Source organism: Sphingobacterium detergens (genome assembly GCF_003610355.1).
Classification (GTDB): domain Bacteria; phylum Bacteroidota; class Bacteroidia; order Sphingobacteriales; family Sphingobacteriaceae; genus Sphingobacterium; species Sphingobacterium detergens.
This window is the reverse complement of the sequence record NZ_RAPY01000001.1, coordinates 1,073,689-1,091,485: the sequence shown is the minus strand read 5'-3', so window position 1 is coordinate 1,091,485 and position 17,797 is coordinate 1,073,689. Positions and strand designations below refer to the sequence as shown.

Below are 17,797 nucleotides of genomic sequence, written 5' to 3'. Positions count from 1 at the left end.
CATGAGCTCATATGCGCAAGGTATATTCGCTATTGTAGGGGCATGATATTTTCATCTACCTAAAATTGATAGGCAAATATGATGATTTAGAATAGGCTCTTTTATCCCTGAAATCCGTTATTTCGTAATTTCCTGCTAAAGATTTCTTCTGGAGCCCGATGATATAAAATCTAATTAGTCGATCAGCAATTGATATTTGGCGAGCAAACCGGGTAATTGCTCTGATTCAAATTTGCTCTTTTTCATACGATTTGTTTCTGGATCCAGCTGGATATTCATGGAGGTACGAAAATCACAGCCTTCCAGGTTGCATTGTTCAAATCGGGCACGCAGAAAGTCGCAATCTTTAAAGATTACCTGTTGAAGGTTCGCTTTTTCAAAATCGACATGCTGTAATGAACACTGTTCAAATTTGAATTTCTTCATATTTCGTTCAAAAAAAGAAGCATAGTCGAGCATGCTATTTTTCACTTCGATATGGAAAGAGAATGAACTGCATTCGTTGAATTGTATCCCCAACATCTTACAGTCCTGAAAAAGGATGTGATCCAATTGAGTACCCTTGAGCTTAATGTTGGATAAATTACAGGATTTAAATTCACAATCTGTAAAGATCAGATCGACCAATGCGGCATTTTGGAAATCGCAATATTCAAACGTGCATTTATAAAATTCTTTAATTTGCTGCAATTCGCTATTGAAGCTTACTTTAGAAATCGTCTGTTCTACCAGTTCATCCATGATTTTTCTGCTGCGTAAATATTGGGATTGATTACCTGCGAAAATACATTTTTATCATGGATAATGAAAGGGGAGTTGATAAAAAATGGCTGACTTCAGGGAGGAAAATCAGGTGTTAAAGGGTGTAACTTTGGCCTAGTTGCATCGTTGTATATGTGGTGGCTGGAAATATCGTCTAATAGAACTCTGGTAGGTTTTTATATAGGTTGTGAAAGGGGCGCCGTCTAATGGCGCCCTTTTTCTATTTGTTCATTTCAGACTTCTTCAGCAAGGTCAACACTAATTGTTTTTTAAATATTGTCTTAGTACATATTGTAAGATACCATCATTCTTGAAGTATTCTATTTCTATGGCCGAATCCAGTCTCGCTTTGACTTGAAATGTTGTTGTCTTTCCATTGTCGTGGACAGCTTTTACATCGAGCAGTTTATGTGGTGTTAGCGCATTTGCTAAGCCAGTGATGGTATAGACTTCAGTGCCATCAAGTCCGAGTGTTTCAGCATTTTCTCCATTGATAAAAACGAGTGGAGCTACGCCCATACCGACAAGGTTACTTCGATGTATGCGTTCAAAACTTTCGGCAATCACAGCCCGTACACCAAGGAGAAAAGTGCCTTTGGCTGCCCAGTCACGGGATGAGCCCGATCCATATTCTTTTCCCGCTAAGACAATCAAAGGCGTATCTGTTTTGCGATATTCCATTGCAGTATCGTATACTGTTTTTACTTCATTCGTCGGGAAATACCTACTAAAACCGCCTTCCTGGTCGGTAATTTTATTTTTAATCCGCACATTGGCGAAGGTGCCACGCATCATGACTTCATGATTACCACGTCTGGAGCCATAGGAGTTGAAGTCTTCTTTATTGACCTGGTGAGACTTGAGGTATTTTCCAGCGGCGGTCTCTTCTTTAAAAGATCCGGCAGGAGAAATATGGTCCGTTGTGACTGAGTCTCCCAAATAAAGTAAGACTCTTGCATGCTGAATGTCCTGAATAGGTGCCGGAGCAGCCTGTAAGTTCTCAAAAAATGGGGATTCTTTGATATATGTCGATGTGTCATCCCATTGATAGTTCTGATCAAGATTGACTGCTAGATCCTGCCAATCCGTGGAACCGTCAAAGATAACGTCGTAGACCTCTTGGAAATCAGATTGTTTGACGCATTCGTTGACTGTTTTGGTAATTTCCTCACGACTTGGCCAGATATCTTTCAAATAAACGGGTTGTCCATTTGGGTCATAATCAAGAGGATCTTCCATCAAATTGATGTCCACACGACCAACAAGGGCATAGGCAACAACCAGCATGGGAGACATCAGAAAATTCATTTTTACCTGTGGATGGACCCTTGCTTCAAAGTTTCTATTCCCTGACAATACTGAGGCGACAATCAACTCACCTTTCTCAACTGCTTCCGCAATTTGTGGTGGGAGTGGGCCTGAATTTCCGATACAGGAGGTACATCCGTAGCCTACAGTGTGGAATCTGAGTGCGTCAAGATCTGCATTGAGCCCCGATCGTTCAAGGTACTGTGTGACTACTTTTGAACCTGGCGCCAAGGAGGTCTTTACCCAGGATTTTGTCCGTAACCCACGTTCAATAGCATTTCTGGCCAATAGACCAGCACCGATCATGACTGTTGGATTAGAGGTATTTGTACAGCTTGTAATTGCAGCAATAGCGATACTGCCGTCACTAACAATATACTCCTTATGATTGTGTTTTATTCTTACCGCATGTATAGACTCCGAAATGACTTGATGTGGTGAAGCATGTTCAACAGGTACTTTCCCAAAAGTAAATTCGGTACCCGATCCGCCATCTGCTAACCAGGCCGATTCGGAGCGTTGTGGCATCGGGATGTATTGTCGATGGTGTTCACTATCGAGTAGTTGTGAAAACTTATTGTTTAAATCCTTGACCAAAATTTTGTCCTGTGGACGTTTGGGGCCTGAAACTGTGGGCTCGAGTGTACTGAGATTAAATTCGACAACGGAGGAGTATAAGATCTGTTCTTTTCCTGTGCGCCAGAGTAGATTTTGTTTACAGTACTCTTCTACAATCTTGATTTCCTGCTCGGTTCTATTGGTGCTGTGCATGTATTCCAGTGTGCGGTCGTCTATTGGAAAATAGGTGACCGTACAGCCAAATTCAGGTGACATATTGGAGATGGTGGCCCGGTCTGTGACGGACAGTGTATCTAGTCCGTCCCCAAAGACTTCAACAAATTTTCCGACTACACCTTTATCCCGTAGAATTTTTGTGATGGAAAGTACCATATCAGTCGCTGTACAGATATCGGGAATACTACCTGTGAGCTTAAGTCCGATCACCTCCGGACAGGTAAAGAAGATAGGTTGTCCCAACATAGCTGCTTCGGCTTCGATACCGCCAACACCCCAGCCCAGAACACCGATGCCATTGACCATAGGGGTGTGGGAGTCCGTGCCGACTAAGGTGTCGGGAAATAACCAATTATCACGGGAAATAACACCTTTGGCAAGATATTCTAAATTTACCTGATGACAGATTCCCATCCCCGGAGGGACAACAGTGAAATTTTTTAAGCCTTTTTGAGCCCATTTCAGAAGCTCATACCGTTCACGGTTACGTTCATATTCCAATGCTACATTTTTGTCGTAAGAATATTCGGTGCCAAAATAATCTACCTGGACGGAGTGGTCGATAACCAGATCAACAGGAATTGCTGGGTTAATTTTTTGACCATCTTTGCCATGTCGAACAAATTCCGCTCGTAAAGAAGCCATATCTACCACTGCAGGGACACCGGTAAAGTCCTGCATGAGAATGCGTGCTGGTTTGAATGGAATATCTTTGTCGACCGGCTGAGGAGACCAATTTATTAATGTGCCGATATGCTCATCCGTGATACTAAATCCATCATGGTTACGTAAGACATTTTCCAGGAGAATCCGAATACTGAAGGGCAGATGTTCGATATCACCCTCCGGTAGATTTCTTAGGGAACTATACTGATAAACTTTTCCATTGATTTCGATTTCCTGGATTGATTTTTCCTTGCTCATATTGATTTACTTATTATATACTATATAATAATCATAGCCGCCAATTTGTTTGTAATAACTTTTAGACAAATCATTGCATTCAATTGATCGTTTCCCAAAAAAATGGGATGGTGACTAATTAGCAAGTTGTTTTTGTTAGGTTTAATTCCCAGCTGCTTAGTTTATTATGTTCTGATTTTGCAGCTTTTTCTTGTGTTCATAGACTGCATTGGATCAGTAGGATGTATTTAAACCATTAAGTTTGGTCAATTTGCTGACATGGATATTGAATTAAAATGCGAGAATAAATGTAATTTTATTGTAGTTTGTGCTTGATGAACACAATCAATTTATACAATAAACGTTGATTGTGTGTCCTTCATGAAAGAAACAATATGAGAAGAAAAAACAGCGTCAGATCTATTACGATCAGCATCTTACTGCTATTCCTATTTGCATACACATCGGGTTATGCGTATGGAGATGATCCGACAACGTATGCTGGCTTACGACTCAAAAATGAGGAAGTTAGTTTTAAAGATAGTAAAGGCAAGGTGATTTCGTTGAATCAGCTCAAAGGTAAAGTTGTTTTGATCAATTTTTGGGCGATATGGTGTTCACCGTGTTTAGCAGAAATGCCCTCTTTGGACAAGCTCTATAAAGACTTTCAAGGGAATAGCCGAATTGTGTTTTTATCGGTGGACGTAGATGGTAACCTGAAGTACTCAGAGAAGTTTTTAAAGAAAAGAAAATATAGTCTTCCGGTCTATCAGCTGAACTCCGCCTTACCAAAAGATCTTAGTACGACAAGTATTCCCACGACCATTATCATAGATAAAGCGGGCAAACTGGTCAATAAGCACGTGGGCGGGATGAATTTTGGCTCGGCGAAGTTTCAAAAAGCCCTAAGGCAATTAACCGAAGAGTGATCTGAAAGGGAAAAAAGCTATGTTTTGGTGCAAACTTAAATTTGCGGTTTCATTTAGTATTCTGCCATTTTCTTGTTAATTTTGCATGCTAATTGTATAAGGAGAAATTTATATATGCCAGTCAAACTTCCTAATAACCTTCCTGCGATAGAGCTTTTAAAAAAGGAAAATATCTTTGTCATGAGTGATCTAAGAGCAAATGAGCAGGATATTAGACCATTACGTGTTTTGGTCCTCAATCTGATGCCTCTTAAGATTACAACGGAGACCGATTTTATCCGCTTACTTTCCAATAATCCTTTGCAAGTTGAGATGGAGTTTCTTCGATTGGAGACCCACGTTTCAAAAAATACTCCTGAGGAACACTTGGAGATGTTTTATAAAAGCCTAAGTGAAGTGAAGGAAAACTTCTACGATGGTATGATCATCACAGGTGCTCCGGTTGAGATGGTCAGATTTGAAGAGGTGACCTATTGGAATGAAATTCAGACGATCTTTGACTGGGCAAGAACGCATGTAACGTCAAGTTTGTATATCTGTTGGGCTTCACAGGCAGCCTTGTATCATTTTTATGATGTGGAGAAAAAACCGTTGGACGAAAAGCTTTTTGGTGTATTCAAACATACTGCTCTCGACAAAAGACATCCGTTATTTCGTGGATTTGATGATGAGTTTTTTATTCCTCATAGCCGGCATACAACTATGGAGAAAGACGATTTACTTGCTAAAAGCGGGATAGAAATTCTTTCCGAATCTCCTGAAGCAGGTATTGCCATCGCATCCTCCCGCGGTGGTCGGGAATTTTACCTGACCGGCCATTCGGAATACGCACCATTTACTTTGGATGAAGAGTATAAAAGGGATTTAGAAAAAGGCCAGGCCATTCGCATGCCTGCAAACTACTATAGAGATGACAATCCAGAAAATCAACCTTTGGTGCGTTGGACGAGCCATGCTAACTTGTTATTTAATAATTGGCTCAACTATTTTGTGTACCAAGAAACGCCTTTTGATTTAAAAGATGTCGTTCATCTGGGGGAGATCAGACAAAAAGACTGAACACAAATTTTATCCTAAGCAAACAAAATAGGCTGGCGGAGCATTCTATCTATATAAAGTAGATCATATGAAAAGAATGTCTTTACTGTTTTGTTTGCTGTTTTCAATTATTATACTTCATGCGGAGGTGCCGATTGAGGAAAGTCAAAAGCTCAAGGAGGCAAACGGCACGTTGTGGTATGCCAACCCCTGGATTTGGCTGGGTGGAGTGGCACTCTTCCTGGTGATTTTCTTTCTCCTGCTCCGTAAATCGACTCAAAACAAAAGACAGACATAGTGTAATATCTATTATTTCAGTTGTCTGCAAAACTATGTTTTGTGTTAGGAACAATAGCGAAACTTTTCTTAAGTTTGTGTAGATACATAACAAACTAAAATTTATATGAAGAGAAATATACTTTTGGCTGCTTTGTTGGCATGTGGTTCTTTGGCCGGCCATGCGCAAAATAATGCAATCAATGTAAATTACATGGATAAAAGTGTTCGTCCGCAGGATGATTTCTACAATTTTGTGAATGGTCAATGGATGAAAACGGTTAAAATTCCGTCGGATAAGGCACGTTGGGGCTCTTTTGATGAGTTGCGTGAAAATACAGACATCGCTACACTGAAAGTGTTACAGGAATCGTTATCGGGCCAGTTTACAAAAGGAACAGATAACCAGAAAATAGGTGATCTGTACCGGTCTTTTGTAGATACGAAGACGCGTGACAAATTGGGATTAGAACCTGTTCAGCCCTATTTGACAAAAATTAATGCGATAAAGAATTTTGATGATCTTTATAAATATCTGGTAGAAGTGGCTCCTATAGGAGGAAACCCTTTCTTTGGTGGATATGTTTATGCGCATCTCAAAAATTCTAATGTCAATACGGTTTATTTGGGTGGTGGAAGTCTAGGCTTAGGCCGTTCTTATTACCAAGTTAAGGATCAAAAGAATGAAGAGACATTAAAGGATTATTCGGAATATATCTCTGCGCTTTATGCCAAATCAGGTCAACGTACAAGAGATCTAAAAGGTCCTAAAATTGTTGCATTTGAAAAAGAATTGGCCGCTAATCTGAAAACTGTCGAACAGTCGCGTGATGCAAATGGCCGCTATAATCCGGTGGCGGTTGCTGATTTGAAAAAGATGGTAAAAAACGTTGACATTGCCAAATATCTAAGCGACGTTGGATTCAAAGCGGATACCGTTATTGTACCCGAACTAAAATACTATGAAAATTTAGATAAAATCTTTAATCCGGCGAACCTTCCGATTATTAAAGATATCTTGACATTTCACTTATTAAATACCGCTGCTTCGTATACAACGCAGGAATTAAATGATCTTTCTTTTGATTTTTGGGGTCGTAAGTTAAAAGGGCAGAAGGAACAACGTGCACTGGACAAACGCGGGGTAGAGTTTGTTAATTCTATCGCTGGGGAGCTTTTGGGTAAGTTATATGTTAAGGAGAATTTTCCACCGAAAGCCAAAGCGGATGCGGAGGAGCTGGTAAGTTATCTTGTAAAAGCATTCGGGCAACATATCAATGGTCTAACATGGATGTCTGCAGATACAAAAGTGAAGGCGCTCGAAAAGTTGTCGAAGTTTAAAGTGAAGATCGGTTATCCGGACAAATGGAAGGATTATAGCAAACTTGACATTGGAACATCACTTTACGCGAATGTTTTATCATCCAGCAAGTGGGCTTTTTATGAGAACCTTGCAAAACAAGGTAAGCCAGTTGATAAATCTGAATGGGGAATGACACCACAGACTGTTAATGCTTATTATAGTCCATTGTTTAACGAAATCGTATTTCCGGCAGCAATTCTTCAGCCTCCGTTTTATGATTACAAAGCCGATGCAGCGGTTAATTTTGGTGGCATCGGTGCAGTCATAGGACATGAGTTATCTCATGGTTTTGATGATCAGGGTGCAAAATACGATGGTAATGGCAATTTGAACAACTGGTGGACTGATGGTGATAAGGCTAAATTTGAAGCCGCAGCGAATGCGTTGGTCAAACAATTTGAAGCTTATGAACCAGTTCCGGGAGTTTTTGTAAACGGTCGTTTCACTTTAGGTGAGAATATTGGTGATTTGGGCGGTTCTTCGGTCGCTTTTGATGCATTACAGTTGTATTTAAAAGACAAAGGAAATCCTGGTTTAATCGATGGTTTTACACAGAATCAACGTTTCTTCCTTTCTTGGGCTACCATTTGGAGAACGAAGACAACGGATGAATTTGTTGTGAATCAGGTGAAAACGGACCCGCATTCTCCTGCACAATACCGGGCGTTCGCTCCAATCATCAATTTGGATGCATTCCATGCTGCCTGGGAAACGAAAGATGGCGATAAAATGTTTATCCCTACAGATAAACGTATTAAGATCTGGTAGGAAAATCCACCGATCTTATTTAAATAATAAAAGGGACATTTCATTTGAAATGTCCCTTTTATTATTTAGCGCATCCATTTCAGCACAAGGTAAAAGCCGAGTCCTGTAAAGGACAGGGTCAGTGCTGTGGCCCACCACAATGTTGTAAATCCAAAGGAGTCAACAATAGAAGTTCCTAGCAATGGTGAAAAGATATTTGCGGCAGAGAAAGCTAGGGAGTTGAATCCCATATATGCTCCCTGAGTTTTGGGTGTAGAACGATTGACAGATACGGTCGCCATAAAGGGAAGTGTCAGCATTTCGCCAAGACCGAAGATGAAAAATGTGAAATATAACCAGCCAAGTCCACCCATGTAATTTAACATGGCGTAGGAGAGGGCGCATAAAACGGTACCAAACACCAATGTACTAATCAGTGAGAACCTCTTTTCGGCGACATGGACGACAAACATCTCCAATAGCACAATCACAAAACCACTCCAACCTAGTAGAAATCCGATCTGATGATCATCTAGGTGGTGTACCTCACGATAAAATATTGGTAAGGTCGTAATTAGCTGGAAAAAGCAAAACGAGAAAATGCAGCAGAATATATTAAATAATACAAAGGGAATATCGGTATAAGGATTGCGACTTTGTTTTACGATTATATTGCTGTTTGCCAATGCTTCTTTTTTTGCTTTTACATCTGTTCTTTTTTGTCTTTTATTAAAGAAGATAAAGAAAATTACTGCAGCACACATCACTGCAAAGGAATTTCCATAGAATATCCAGTTAAACGAGATTGTAGCCAGAAAGCCTGCAGCTGCAGGACCGATTGAAAAACCTAGATTAATCGCTAAACGGTTGAGCGAAAAAGCTCGGGTAATATTCTCGGGTTTAGCGTAACTCGCAACAGAAACAGAATTCGCAGGTCTAAATGCATCAAAAATTAGACTTAGTGTAAAGATCATGATAGACAGGGATTGAACCTCTTTAAATAAAGGAATCAATAGAAATAGGGGCGAAGCCAATACTAAACTTCCGAATTGCACCTTAAAGCTACCAATCCGATCTGTCAACCACCCACCGATGTAGGAGCCACAAACTGAGCCTATGCCATAGCTCATAAGCACAATCCCAACTTGTTTGATATCAAAATGAAGGACCTGTGTCATATAGAGCCCCAAGAAGGGGATGACCATACTTCCCATTCTGTTGATCAACATAACAACTGCCAAGAGCCATGCGGCCTGTGAAAGGCCTTTGAAGGAATCCAAGTATATGGATATGATTTTTTTCATGCAAATAATTTGCTTTTTAAAAGCTGGTCATTTATTATGAGCGTTTCCATCTTTCCGGTATGGGCTGGTTTTGGCTCACAAAAACTTCAACGGATTCTGTCAAAAAAATGCCAAATTGATTTGGTCAATTTGGCACCTATTATAAATGTATAATATTATGCCAGTTGCGATTCTGCTATTGACGGGTTTACCTGATAGGTACTTGCTATCATCTGCTTTTTGTCTGATCCCGGTTCCATAATAAAATCAATGCGACCAAGATTGATACCTGCAAAACCAACCTGGTTGACCACTGTCTGTGTTCCTTTTAAATTTGTGACCAAGGTCGGTTCATTTAAAAAAGTATGAGTGTGTCCGCCAATGATCAGATCGATATCTGATGTTTTGGCTGCCAGAACCAGATCTGAAACTTTATCATTCTCATATTGATACCCAAGGTGTGAAAGACAGATAATAAGGTCGCACTTATGTTTTTCTTTCAGGATTTTAACAATTTTGTTGGATATTTCAATCGGATCCAGATATTTCATCCCTTTATAATTATTGGGATCTACTAACCCTTCGATATCAACCCCCAGTCCAAATACACCCACCTTGATACCGCCTTTATGAAATATCGTATAATCCTGGGTTTTCCCTTCAAGTACGGTACCTTTAAAATCATAGTTGGCCGTCAGAAATGGAAATTTGGCGTGATCTAGGTATTTCACGAGTCCATCCAGGCCATTATCGAACTCATGGTTACCAAATGTGCCGGCATCATATCGCAATTTGGTCATCAGGTCGAGCTCTAATTTACCGCCAAAGAGGTTGAAATACGGCGTTCCCTGAAACATGTCACCTGCATCCAATAATAGTAGATTATTTTCCTCGCTACGGATCTTATTGATCAGTGTGCTACGACGAGCTACACCACCCAGTCCCTGATACTTACCACCGTCCATTGGAAAAGGCTCAATGCGACTATGCACATCATTGGTATGTAAAATGGTCAATTTGATCTTTTTACTTTTTGCTGCCGCCTGAAAAGGTAATGAACCCAAAGCAAGTGCTGCAGAAAATCCACCGGCTTGCTTGATAAAGGTTCTCCGATTAATTGATTTTAATTCTTCCATCTAATTCCGCATTTACTTGTTTACCTGCTTTTGTTAATTCACTTACATATTCTATCAAACCTTCACGCATCCGTTGGGGATAGTTGGTTCTAGCGATCGATTGTGTCAATAGGACGAGATTATCGCCACCATTGGCCAGATAATCATAGGTGACGAGTTTGTATGTTTTATTGTCATCTATTGCCTGTCCTTTGATTTTGATATCCTGTACCTTATTTCCTGTTATCGTTAAGGTCATGCCCGCAATAGGCTGGCCATGGGTTGTCGCGATATAGTCAGCAAGCTGGCGTATTTGGCTGCCTTTTAGTTCAATAATCGTTAATGTGTTTTCAAAGGGCATTACTTCAAAGATATGTCCTACTGTGATATCTCCAGCTTTGAGATCATTGCGAATTCCTCCTTTTGTTGCAAAGGCAAGGTCGGCGGGATTGTGGGCATAATGGTCACTCATCCACAACAAAGCTTCACAAAAGAAATTACCCATTAATGTTTCAGGTGTCTTCTCTTTTGTCAACGCCTTATTGGCATGTCCGATAACGCGGTTCATTTCGGTTTCCATTTTTTGCTTGAATGGCTCATAGATGGAAACGACAGTAGGATCTGCTTGTACATCCTTGTTGATATGGTATTGTTTGAAGTCCTTTTGTGTAGGGTGGAGTTGCTTTGAACAACCTGTGACCATCAAAAGCGAAGCGACTCCAAAACTACCAATAAAGGCAATTTGCTTTGATATATTCATTATAGTTAGTTTAGCCAAATACTGGGGCAAAGTTAGCCAATTAAATATGAAGAAATCTTATTCCTGCTCGTCTAATTTTGCTAAAAAGATAAAAACAATAAAAGCTTAACATAGATCTACGTTAAGCTTTATCATATAATTAGAAAAATAACAACCTAGTGTACTAATTCTGCTTCGGGAAGATCATCTATAGTTGTTTGACGATCATCATGCTTTGGCAAAGTATCCAATGTACCTCCTTGCAGGATCTTTTTGTTTTTATTTTTAGTTGACAATTTGGTGCGGTAAGCCTTCCAGTTCATCAGTAAAACAGATAACAAAATAACTGCCAAACCTACAATCTGTAAGGAAGTCACGGCATGTGAAGTGAAAAAATGACTTAATATTAACGCAATGATCGGATTTACATAAGCGTATGTACTTACTTCCATCGCTGGGCGCACCTGCAAAAGCCAAATATAGGAGCTAAATGCAAGAATAGAACCAAATGTGATCAAATATGCCAAATTAAACCAATCGACAGGAGCGACACTACTTAATTCAAATGATGCGTACTCGCCTGTGAACAGCGCAGTGATATTAAAAAGAACACCTGCAGTGACCATCTGCCAGGCTGTTTTGACCATAACGTGCAGATCTTCTTTTTCTTGTGCTTCTGATTTTTTGAAGTATTTAGACGCTAATGAACCTACTGTCCAGGCGATGGAGCCCAATACCAAAATACATAGCGCAATGATTTTCAAATTTCCATTGGCATTGTCGTTGGAAGCCATGATCTGTTCTGCAAATAACATAACAACCCCAATGAACCCAAGCACAACACCGGCTACTGTGGTGACACTGCTAAAATTCTCTTTCCATTTGGGTTTGTCAAGTAAAATAAACCAGATTGCAGCTGCAGCAGCAATAATCGCGGCTACGCCACCAGAAACATATTGTTCGGCCCAGATGACTCCGGCCATATCCACAAATAGAAGTAAGAAGCCTACAAAGGCAGCTTCCAATATGGAGCGTTTGTTAAACAGTTTATAACCTTTTATGGCACAATAACTCATTAGGATGGCACTTGCGGTAACAAACCGAAACGAGCCTAATATAAATGGCGGAAAACTATGCAGTGCTTTTTCTATAAAGAAAAAGGTGGAGCCCCATACCACATAAATAATAAAATAAGCAACTACAACCATTAAAGGGCTTGCAGCTTTTTTGTGTCCTTGCAACATAATTAAAACCTCCTTTCTGTTATTCAGGTATAACAACCTGTTGATCTTCTTTTACCGTCTGAAGTACAATTGTGGTACGAGTAGAAATTATTCCTTCTACTTTACCCAGTGTATTGCGCATTAAATCAACCAGACCTGTTGAATCTGTCGTTCTTACTTTGATAAGATAACCGTCATCTCCAGCAATGTCGTGTACTTCTTGTACCTCCGGAATTTCCGCGAGGGCGAGACCTACACGTTGTTCGCCAATGATATCATTGGATTTGATGAAAATAAATGATAAAAGTTTCTGATCAACAGCCGCTGGATTGATCTTGGCGCTGTATTTTAGGATCACGTCTTTCTGCTCAAGCTTCTTAACCCGCTCCAGTATTGCTGAAGGAGCCATACCTAATTCTCTAGCGATATCAGCATTGTTGATACGCCCGTTATCCTGCATTAAACGAAGGATTTTGTAATCTACCTGATCTAAATTATATTCTACTTTTGTCATTTCGACTGCAAAGGTAAGGAAAAAAGTAGAATATTCAAAATATTAGTATTAATTATGAATATTATTCTGAAAGAATGGTTGTTGTTGTGAATTTTATTCGATTTGAACTCCTGCTGATTTTCTTTGTTTGCTTTAATTTGTTGGTTGAAAAGGAGTTGCAGGTGGTTTACGGTTTACGATGATCAACAATTATACCGATTTCTCAATTTAATAATAATATTGCGGGTAGATAGGATGACACCTAAGCCGATCAAACATCCTACGCAAACACAACCGAAACGGTCGAGGGCTGCAAAATAAGAACGACTTTCCTGCTCATGTAAGTAGACAATAATTAAAGCCACCATAGATGTGCGGGCCACAGCCATAATATTCAGTGCTTTGCAGATGATAAGGGAGGCAAGCATTCCGATAATCATTGCATACAGCTGCGGAATCGGTACGAAGTATAAGCTGAGACCGATGGCAGAGCCAATGAAATTGGACTTGGCGCGGTCAATGGCAATTTTTTTGGACTCATTTTCCTGCGGGGATATCACTAGGATAATTGAAATAAGTGTCCAGGAAACAGAGTATTCCGGAAAGGACACAAATAGGATGTAGCCTAGCAAAAATCCTACTAGTACCCGTATCGAATATATAATAAAATCTGAATGTAATGTGTATCGAAGGATAAGATTACGCATATAACAGAGCGGATGTTAATTCATTAAACCGTGTTGCTGCTGCAAAAATACAAGCAATTGATGAAGATGCGAAATAAAATTCCGGTTTGTTGCATTTTGTGATTGCGTTTTTATGCGTTTTGTTAAAAGAAATTGTGTATTTCTTGCAATTCTTCCTTTTTCCAAAGGAGAAATTTGACTAAATTTGTTTTCTATATAAAAAAGCAAATTCAGTGAAAGATCAGAATCAGTTAGCCTTATTGGCAACTCAACTTAAAGGGGAGTTGTATTATACAGATGAGGCATCGCATCAAACCATGTTACTTGCCTACTCAACAGATGCTTCGGTGTACCAGGAAAAACCTTTGGCCGTGGCCATTCCATCTGATATAAACGATATAAAGAATCTAATTGATTTTGCCCGAGCAAACCAAACAACCTTAATTCCCCGTACCGCTGGAACATCGTTGGCAGGACAGGTTGTCGGAAATGGTATCATTATGGATATATCCCGTCATTTTAACCGCATCCTGGAATTGAATGTGGAGGAGAAATGGGTGCGGGTACAACCCGGAGTGATTCGTGATGATCTGAATAGTTACCTGAAGCCTTTTGGGCTAATGTTTGGTCCGGAGACATCCACGGCAAGTCGGGCCATGGTTGGTGGTATGATTGGTAATAATTCCTCGGGTCTCCATTCCATTGTCTGGGGCGATACTCGTCATAATCTAATTGCAGCAAATGTACTTTTAGATGATAAATCAGAGGTGAGCTTTGCTTCGCTGGATGAGGCAAGTTATTTTAAAAAACTTTTACAAACAGATCGTGAAGGGGATATCTACCGTCACATGAATGATTTGTTGACAGATCCTCAAAATTTGGCGGCGATTGAAACAGGCTACCCCAAGCGTTCGATTACCCGACGAAATACGGGATATGCCTTGGATATTTTGAGTGACCGTACGCAACCCTTTAATATGTGTAACCTTTTGGCGGGTTCTGAGGGAACTCTGGCGATTGTAACAGAGGCAAAGCTTCACTTGATGGATTTACCACCGCAGGAGCTTGGACTATTATGTGTTCATTTTGCTGATATGGTTGAATGTATGCATGGAAATGTCATCGCGTTGAATCATCAGCCTGAGGCATCTGAGCTGGTCGATAAATATATCATGGATTTTACGGTCGGGCATCCGACTTATAAATACAATCGCTTTTTTATTGAGGGTGATCCTCAGGCACTGTTGATCGTAGAATTTAGAGGTCATACTGCTGTGGAGACCGAGGCCAAGGCGATGGCCTTAAAGGCAGAACTGATTGAGAAAGGGTTGGGCTATGCCTATCCTTATATTATTGGAATCGAGCAGACTAATCTTGTCTGGGATGTCCGAAAAGCTGGATTAGGGCTTATCCGTAATCTTCCTGGGGACAGCCAACCGGTCAATTTAATCGAAGACTGTGCGGTTTCTCCAGAGGATCTTCCGGCCTATGTCAGTGACATCCAGAAACTTTTGGTTGAAGAAGGGGTGCATGCATCTTACTATGCACATGCTGGAGCGGGTGAACTACATATCGAGCCTTTTGTCAATCTGAAAACAGAAGAAGGTAAGCGCACTTTCCGCTCCATATTAGAAAAAACAAGTGATCTTGTGTTAAAGTATAATGGATCGTTGAGTGGGGAGCATGGCGACGGACGTTTGAGGGGAGAATTTATTGGTAAAGTACTCGGAGAAAAGGTTTATAAACTTCTGGAGGAAGTAAAGGTAATCTTCGACCCCGTAGGAGTTTTTAATGCAAATAAGATTGTCAATACTCCACCAATGGATGCCCATTTGCGTTATGACAATGACAAAAATAGGACGGATATAAAAACTTATTTTGATTTTTCCAAAGATGAATCCATTCTCCGTTTGGCTGAAAAATGTTCGGGCTCGGGTGATTGCCGGAAAACAGAAATTACCGGTGGGACGATGTGTCCATCTTTTATGGCGACACGAGATGAGAAGGATACAACGCGTGCACGAGCGAATATGTTGCGTCAATTTTTGACCAACTCCACGAAAAAAAATCGCTTTGACCATGAGGAAATCAAGGAAGTGATGGATCTATGTCTGAGTTGCAAGGGCTGTAAAACGGAATGTCCGTCGAGTGTGGACGTTGCCAAGATGAAAGCCGAGTTTTTACAACATTATTACGATGAACATGGGGCCGGCTTTAGGGCCAAATTGATCGCGAATTTTACTGATTCCCAGAAACTTGGATCGCTCGTCGCTCCAATCTATAATTTTGTTGTGAAGAATGACTTTTTATCCGGTTTGGTAAAGAAAACCGTAGGGTTTGCACCTAAACGCTCTCTTCCTACGGTGAATGGAACGACGTTGAGCCAATGGGTCAGGAAGCAAACGATAGTACCGCAAACTAAACGCAGGGTCTATCTATTCTCCGACGAGTTTACAGAATATAACGATGCTGAGATTGGTATTACAGCTTACAAGCTACTAACGGCATTGGGCTATGAAGTGATTATTCCAAAACATGTACAAAGCGGACGGACCTATCTCTCCAAAGGATTTGTCAAAGAAGCAAAAAAGATTGCCAATCAAAACATTAATTTCCTAAAAGGCCTGATTACCGACGAAACACCGTTGTTGGGTATTGAACCATCTGGTATCATTACATTTAGAGATGAATATTTAAGTCTGGTTGATGAAAATCTTCGTACTGATGCACAGTTGGTGGCTAAAAATGCACTTATGATTGACGAATTTCTATTGGCGGAAATCGAGGCGGGCCGTATTCATCAGGAGCAGTTTACAGCTGTGGAAAAGAAGATCAAGCTGCATGGACATTGCTATCAGAAAGCTTTTCATCTGGTAGGCATTACCCAGCAAGTCTTAGCGTTCCCGTCCAATTATTCCGTTGAAGTGATTCCGTCGGGCTGCTGTGGCATGGCAGGTTCGTTTGGTTACGAAGCCGAACACTATGATGTCTCAATGAAAGTGGCCGAACTGGTTTTATTGCCGGCTGTACGTAACACAGATACAGCGACTCTAATTGCTGCTGCGGGTACTTCGTGCCGACATCAGATCAAAGATGGTACCGGAAGAAAATCTTTTCACCCCGTTGAAATTTTATACGACGCTTTATTGAAATAAAATAAAAACATTGCGAATAGTTGTTTGTTATCAGTAATAGTAGTAATATTATAGGAACAATATTTCAATGATTACTGATAATAAACAATTCACCATGTACAAAATTCAATCTATAGCCCTTCTTGCAACAGCTACGATGATGGTGGCTGCTTGTGGAAATTCCAATCAGAAGAAAACTGATGGAAGTGATACTGCGACAGCGAATACCATTGAGCGGGTACGCATCGAACAACTGACGAATGGTACTCCAGGACCTGAAAAAAAGAATTTCTTTCTGCGTATTACCGACGAAGTTAAAACCGATTCAAGTCGCATTTATACAACGAAATCAATTTATAATAAGGATACAGTAGGTGCTAAAATTGAAGTCGTTGATTTTATCCCAGCAGGTATTATCGATGGTCAGCCAAGTGATGATGTGGGCTTTACTAAAGGAAAAATTAAAATTACTACCCTAGGAACGCAATCTGACAACTTAGTTAAAGCTTTAGGTGAATTATTTCAAATACCAACTACTGATGGTTTTACAAAAGAAGTTGTTCTGCCAAATGTATTTTCATCCAATAAAGTGAATGTTGATCTATCAAAGAAAACTGCCTATAGTTTCAAACTATTTTTAGAGAATAAAAAGGCGGAACCTGCGGAATTGTTTTTTAATGTGGATACCTATAAACACTCGATTGAATTTTCCGAAAAAGATCCATCATTCCGTGCTGGATTTATATCGGCTTTGACTGGAAAGTAAATCTTTAACTATTGAAAGATAGTAAGTAACCGGCTTTGGCCGGCAATATATTGAAATAGCGAGAAGGCTGTATAATCACGCGACTATACAGCCTTTTTTAGTATCGGTTCTTTTATTAGTTTGATTTCCTGGTTTTACATGCTGCTGATTTCCTTAGGCATGTATAGGATCTTGGTATTGTAAGCGATAAATCCCAATTCTCTGAAAATCTTGTTTAGCAAATAAAAAGAGTTACAT

At 40.1% G+C, this 17,797-nt stretch carries 14 protein-coding genes; 6 read left to right on the top strand and 8 right to left on the bottom strand.

Annotated elements, in window-relative coordinates; all coding sequences use genetic code 11:
- Positions 1-174: 174 nt before the first annotated feature.
- Positions 175-741: a pentapeptide repeat-containing protein gene (locus DFQ12_RS04750; protein ID WP_120257851.1), complete on the bottom strand. Its 567-nt coding sequence runs from the start codon at positions 739-741 to the stop codon at positions 175-177.
- Between the two features lie 279 nt (positions 742-1,020).
- Positions 1,021-3,789 carry an aconitate hydratase AcnA gene (gene acnA, locus DFQ12_RS04745; protein WP_167457192.1) on the bottom strand — a complete coding sequence of 923 codons (2,769 nt, stop codon included), beginning with the start codon at positions 3,787-3,789 and terminating at the stop codon, positions 1,021-1,023.
- 374 nt (positions 3,790-4,163) lie between these two features.
- On the opposite strand from acnA, the gene DFQ12_RS04740 reads away from it, so the two are divergent.
- The 4 genes from DFQ12_RS04740 to DFQ12_RS04730 all read left to right on the top strand — a co-directional run bounded on the left by DFQ12_RS04740 (position 4,164) and on the right by DFQ12_RS04730 (position 8,142).
- Positions 4,164-4,697 (top strand): TlpA family protein disulfide reductase, encoded by a 534-nt coding sequence (locus DFQ12_RS04740; protein ID WP_120257849.1) that lies wholly within the window; start codon positions 4,164-4,166, stop codon positions 4,695-4,697.
- A gap of 114 nt (positions 4,698-4,811) precedes the next feature.
- Positions 4,812-5,756: a homoserine O-acetyltransferase MetA gene (gene metA, locus DFQ12_RS04735; protein ID WP_120257848.1), complete on the top strand. Its 945-nt coding sequence runs from the start codon at positions 4,812-4,814 to the stop codon at positions 5,754-5,756.
- A 67-nt stretch (positions 5,757-5,823) separates the two neighbouring features.
- Complete coding sequence (locus DFQ12_RS27905) at positions 5,824-6,033, top strand: hypothetical protein (protein ID WP_147420330.1); 210 nt, start codon at positions 5,824-5,826, stop codon at positions 6,031-6,033.
- Between the two features lie 105 nt (positions 6,034-6,138).
- Positions 6,139-8,142, top strand: a complete 2,004-nt coding sequence (locus DFQ12_RS04730) for a M13 family metallopeptidase (RefSeq protein ID WP_120257847.1) — start codon at positions 6,139-6,141, stop codon at positions 8,140-8,142.
- 65 nt (positions 8,143-8,207) lie between these two features.
- On the opposite strand, the gene DFQ12_RS04725 is transcribed toward DFQ12_RS04730, so the two are convergent.
- The 6 genes from DFQ12_RS04725 to DFQ12_RS04700 form a co-directional block, all read right to left on the bottom strand.
- A complete protein-coding gene (locus DFQ12_RS04725) occupies positions 8,208-9,425 on the bottom strand; it encodes an MFS transporter (RefSeq protein ID WP_120257846.1) in 1,218 nt (405 codons plus the stop codon).
- A gap of 155 nt (positions 9,426-9,580) precedes the next feature.
- Positions 9,581-10,540: a bifunctional metallophosphatase/5'-nucleotidase gene (locus DFQ12_RS04720; protein WP_120257845.1), complete on the bottom strand. Its 960-nt coding sequence runs from the start codon at positions 10,538-10,540 to the stop codon at positions 9,581-9,583.
- Positions 10,518-11,279: a 5'-nucleotidase C-terminal domain-containing protein gene (locus tag DFQ12_RS04715; RefSeq protein ID WP_244211677.1), complete on the bottom strand. Its 762-nt coding sequence runs from the start codon at positions 11,277-11,279 to the stop codon at positions 10,518-10,520. The genes DFQ12_RS04720 and DFQ12_RS04715 overlap by 23 nt, the downstream gene beginning before the upstream one ends.
- Positions 11,280-11,434: 155 nt before the next feature.
- Entirely contained in the window at positions 11,435-12,502 is a 1,068-nt protein-coding gene (locus DFQ12_RS04710) for an EamA family transporter (RefSeq protein WP_120257844.1), read from the bottom strand.
- 19 nt (positions 12,503-12,521) lie between these two features.
- A complete protein-coding gene (locus DFQ12_RS04705; RefSeq protein ID WP_120257843.1) occupies positions 12,522-12,995 on the bottom strand; it encodes an Lrp/AsnC family transcriptional regulator in 474 nt (157 codons plus the stop codon).
- Positions 12,996-13,177: 182 nt separating this feature from the next.
- Positions 13,178-13,681: an FUSC family protein gene (locus tag DFQ12_RS04700; protein ID WP_120257842.1), complete on the bottom strand. Its 504-nt coding sequence runs from the start codon at positions 13,679-13,681 to the stop codon at positions 13,178-13,180.
- Positions 13,682-13,893: 212 nt separating this feature from the next.
- Here DFQ12_RS04700 and DFQ12_RS04695 point away from each other — a divergent pair, with 212 nt between their 5' ends.
- Complete coding sequence (locus DFQ12_RS04695; protein WP_208642435.1) at positions 13,894-16,815, top strand: FAD-binding and (Fe-S)-binding domain-containing protein; 2,922 nt, start codon at positions 13,894-13,896, stop codon at positions 16,813-16,815.
- A 67-nt stretch (positions 16,816-16,882) separates the two neighbouring features.
- Positions 16,883-17,560 (top strand): hypothetical protein, encoded by a 678-nt coding sequence (locus DFQ12_RS04690; RefSeq protein WP_120257841.1) that lies wholly within the window; start codon positions 16,883-16,885, stop codon positions 17,558-17,560.
- The last annotated feature ends 237 nt before the right edge of the window (positions 17,561-17,797 follow it).

Excerpts from the sequence above, each read along its gene's own strand:
- DFQ12_RS04750 (WP_120257851.1), bottom strand. The coding sequence starts at position 741 with ATGGATGAACTGGTAGAACAGACGATTTCTAAAGTAAGCTTCAATAGC.
- acnA (WP_167457192.1), bottom strand. The coding sequence starts at position 3,789 with ATGAGCAAGGAAAAATCAATCCAGGAAATCGAAATCAATGGAAAAGTT.
- DFQ12_RS04740 (WP_120257849.1), top strand. The coding sequence starts at position 4,164 with ATGAGAAGAAAAAACAGCGTCAGATCTATTACGATCAGCATCTTACTG.
- metA (WP_120257848.1), top strand. The coding sequence starts at position 4,812 with ATGCCAGTCAAACTTCCTAATAACCTTCCTGCGATAGAGCTTTTAAAA.
- DFQ12_RS27905 (WP_147420330.1), top strand. The coding sequence starts at position 5,824 with ATGAAAAGAATGTCTTTACTGTTTTGTTTGCTGTTTTCAATTATTATA.
- DFQ12_RS04730 (WP_120257847.1), top strand. The coding sequence starts at position 6,139 with ATGAAGAGAAATATACTTTTGGCTGCTTTGTTGGCATGTGGTTCTTTG.
- DFQ12_RS04725 (WP_120257846.1), bottom strand. The coding sequence starts at position 9,425 with ATGAAAAAAATCATATCCATATACTTGGATTCCTTCAAAGGCCTTTCA.
- DFQ12_RS04720 (WP_120257845.1), bottom strand. The coding sequence starts at position 10,540 with ATGGAAGAATTAAAATCAATTAATCGGAGAACCTTTATCAAGCAAGCC.
- DFQ12_RS04715 (WP_244211677.1), bottom strand. The coding sequence starts at position 11,279 with ATGAATATATCAAAGCAAATTGCCTTTATTGGTAGTTTTGGAGTCGCT.
- DFQ12_RS04710 (WP_120257844.1), bottom strand. The coding sequence starts at position 12,502 with ATGTTGCAAGGACACAAAAAAGCTGCAAGCCCTTTAATGGTTGTAGTT.
- DFQ12_RS04705 (WP_120257843.1), bottom strand. The coding sequence starts at position 12,995 with ATGACAAAAGTAGAATATAATTTAGATCAGGTAGATTACAAAATCCTT.
- DFQ12_RS04700 (WP_120257842.1), bottom strand. The coding sequence starts at position 13,681 with ATGCGTAATCTTATCCTTCGATACACATTACATTCAGATTTTATTATA.
- DFQ12_RS04690 (WP_120257841.1), top strand. The coding sequence starts at position 16,883 with ATGATTACTGATAATAAACAATTCACCATGTACAAAATTCAATCTATA.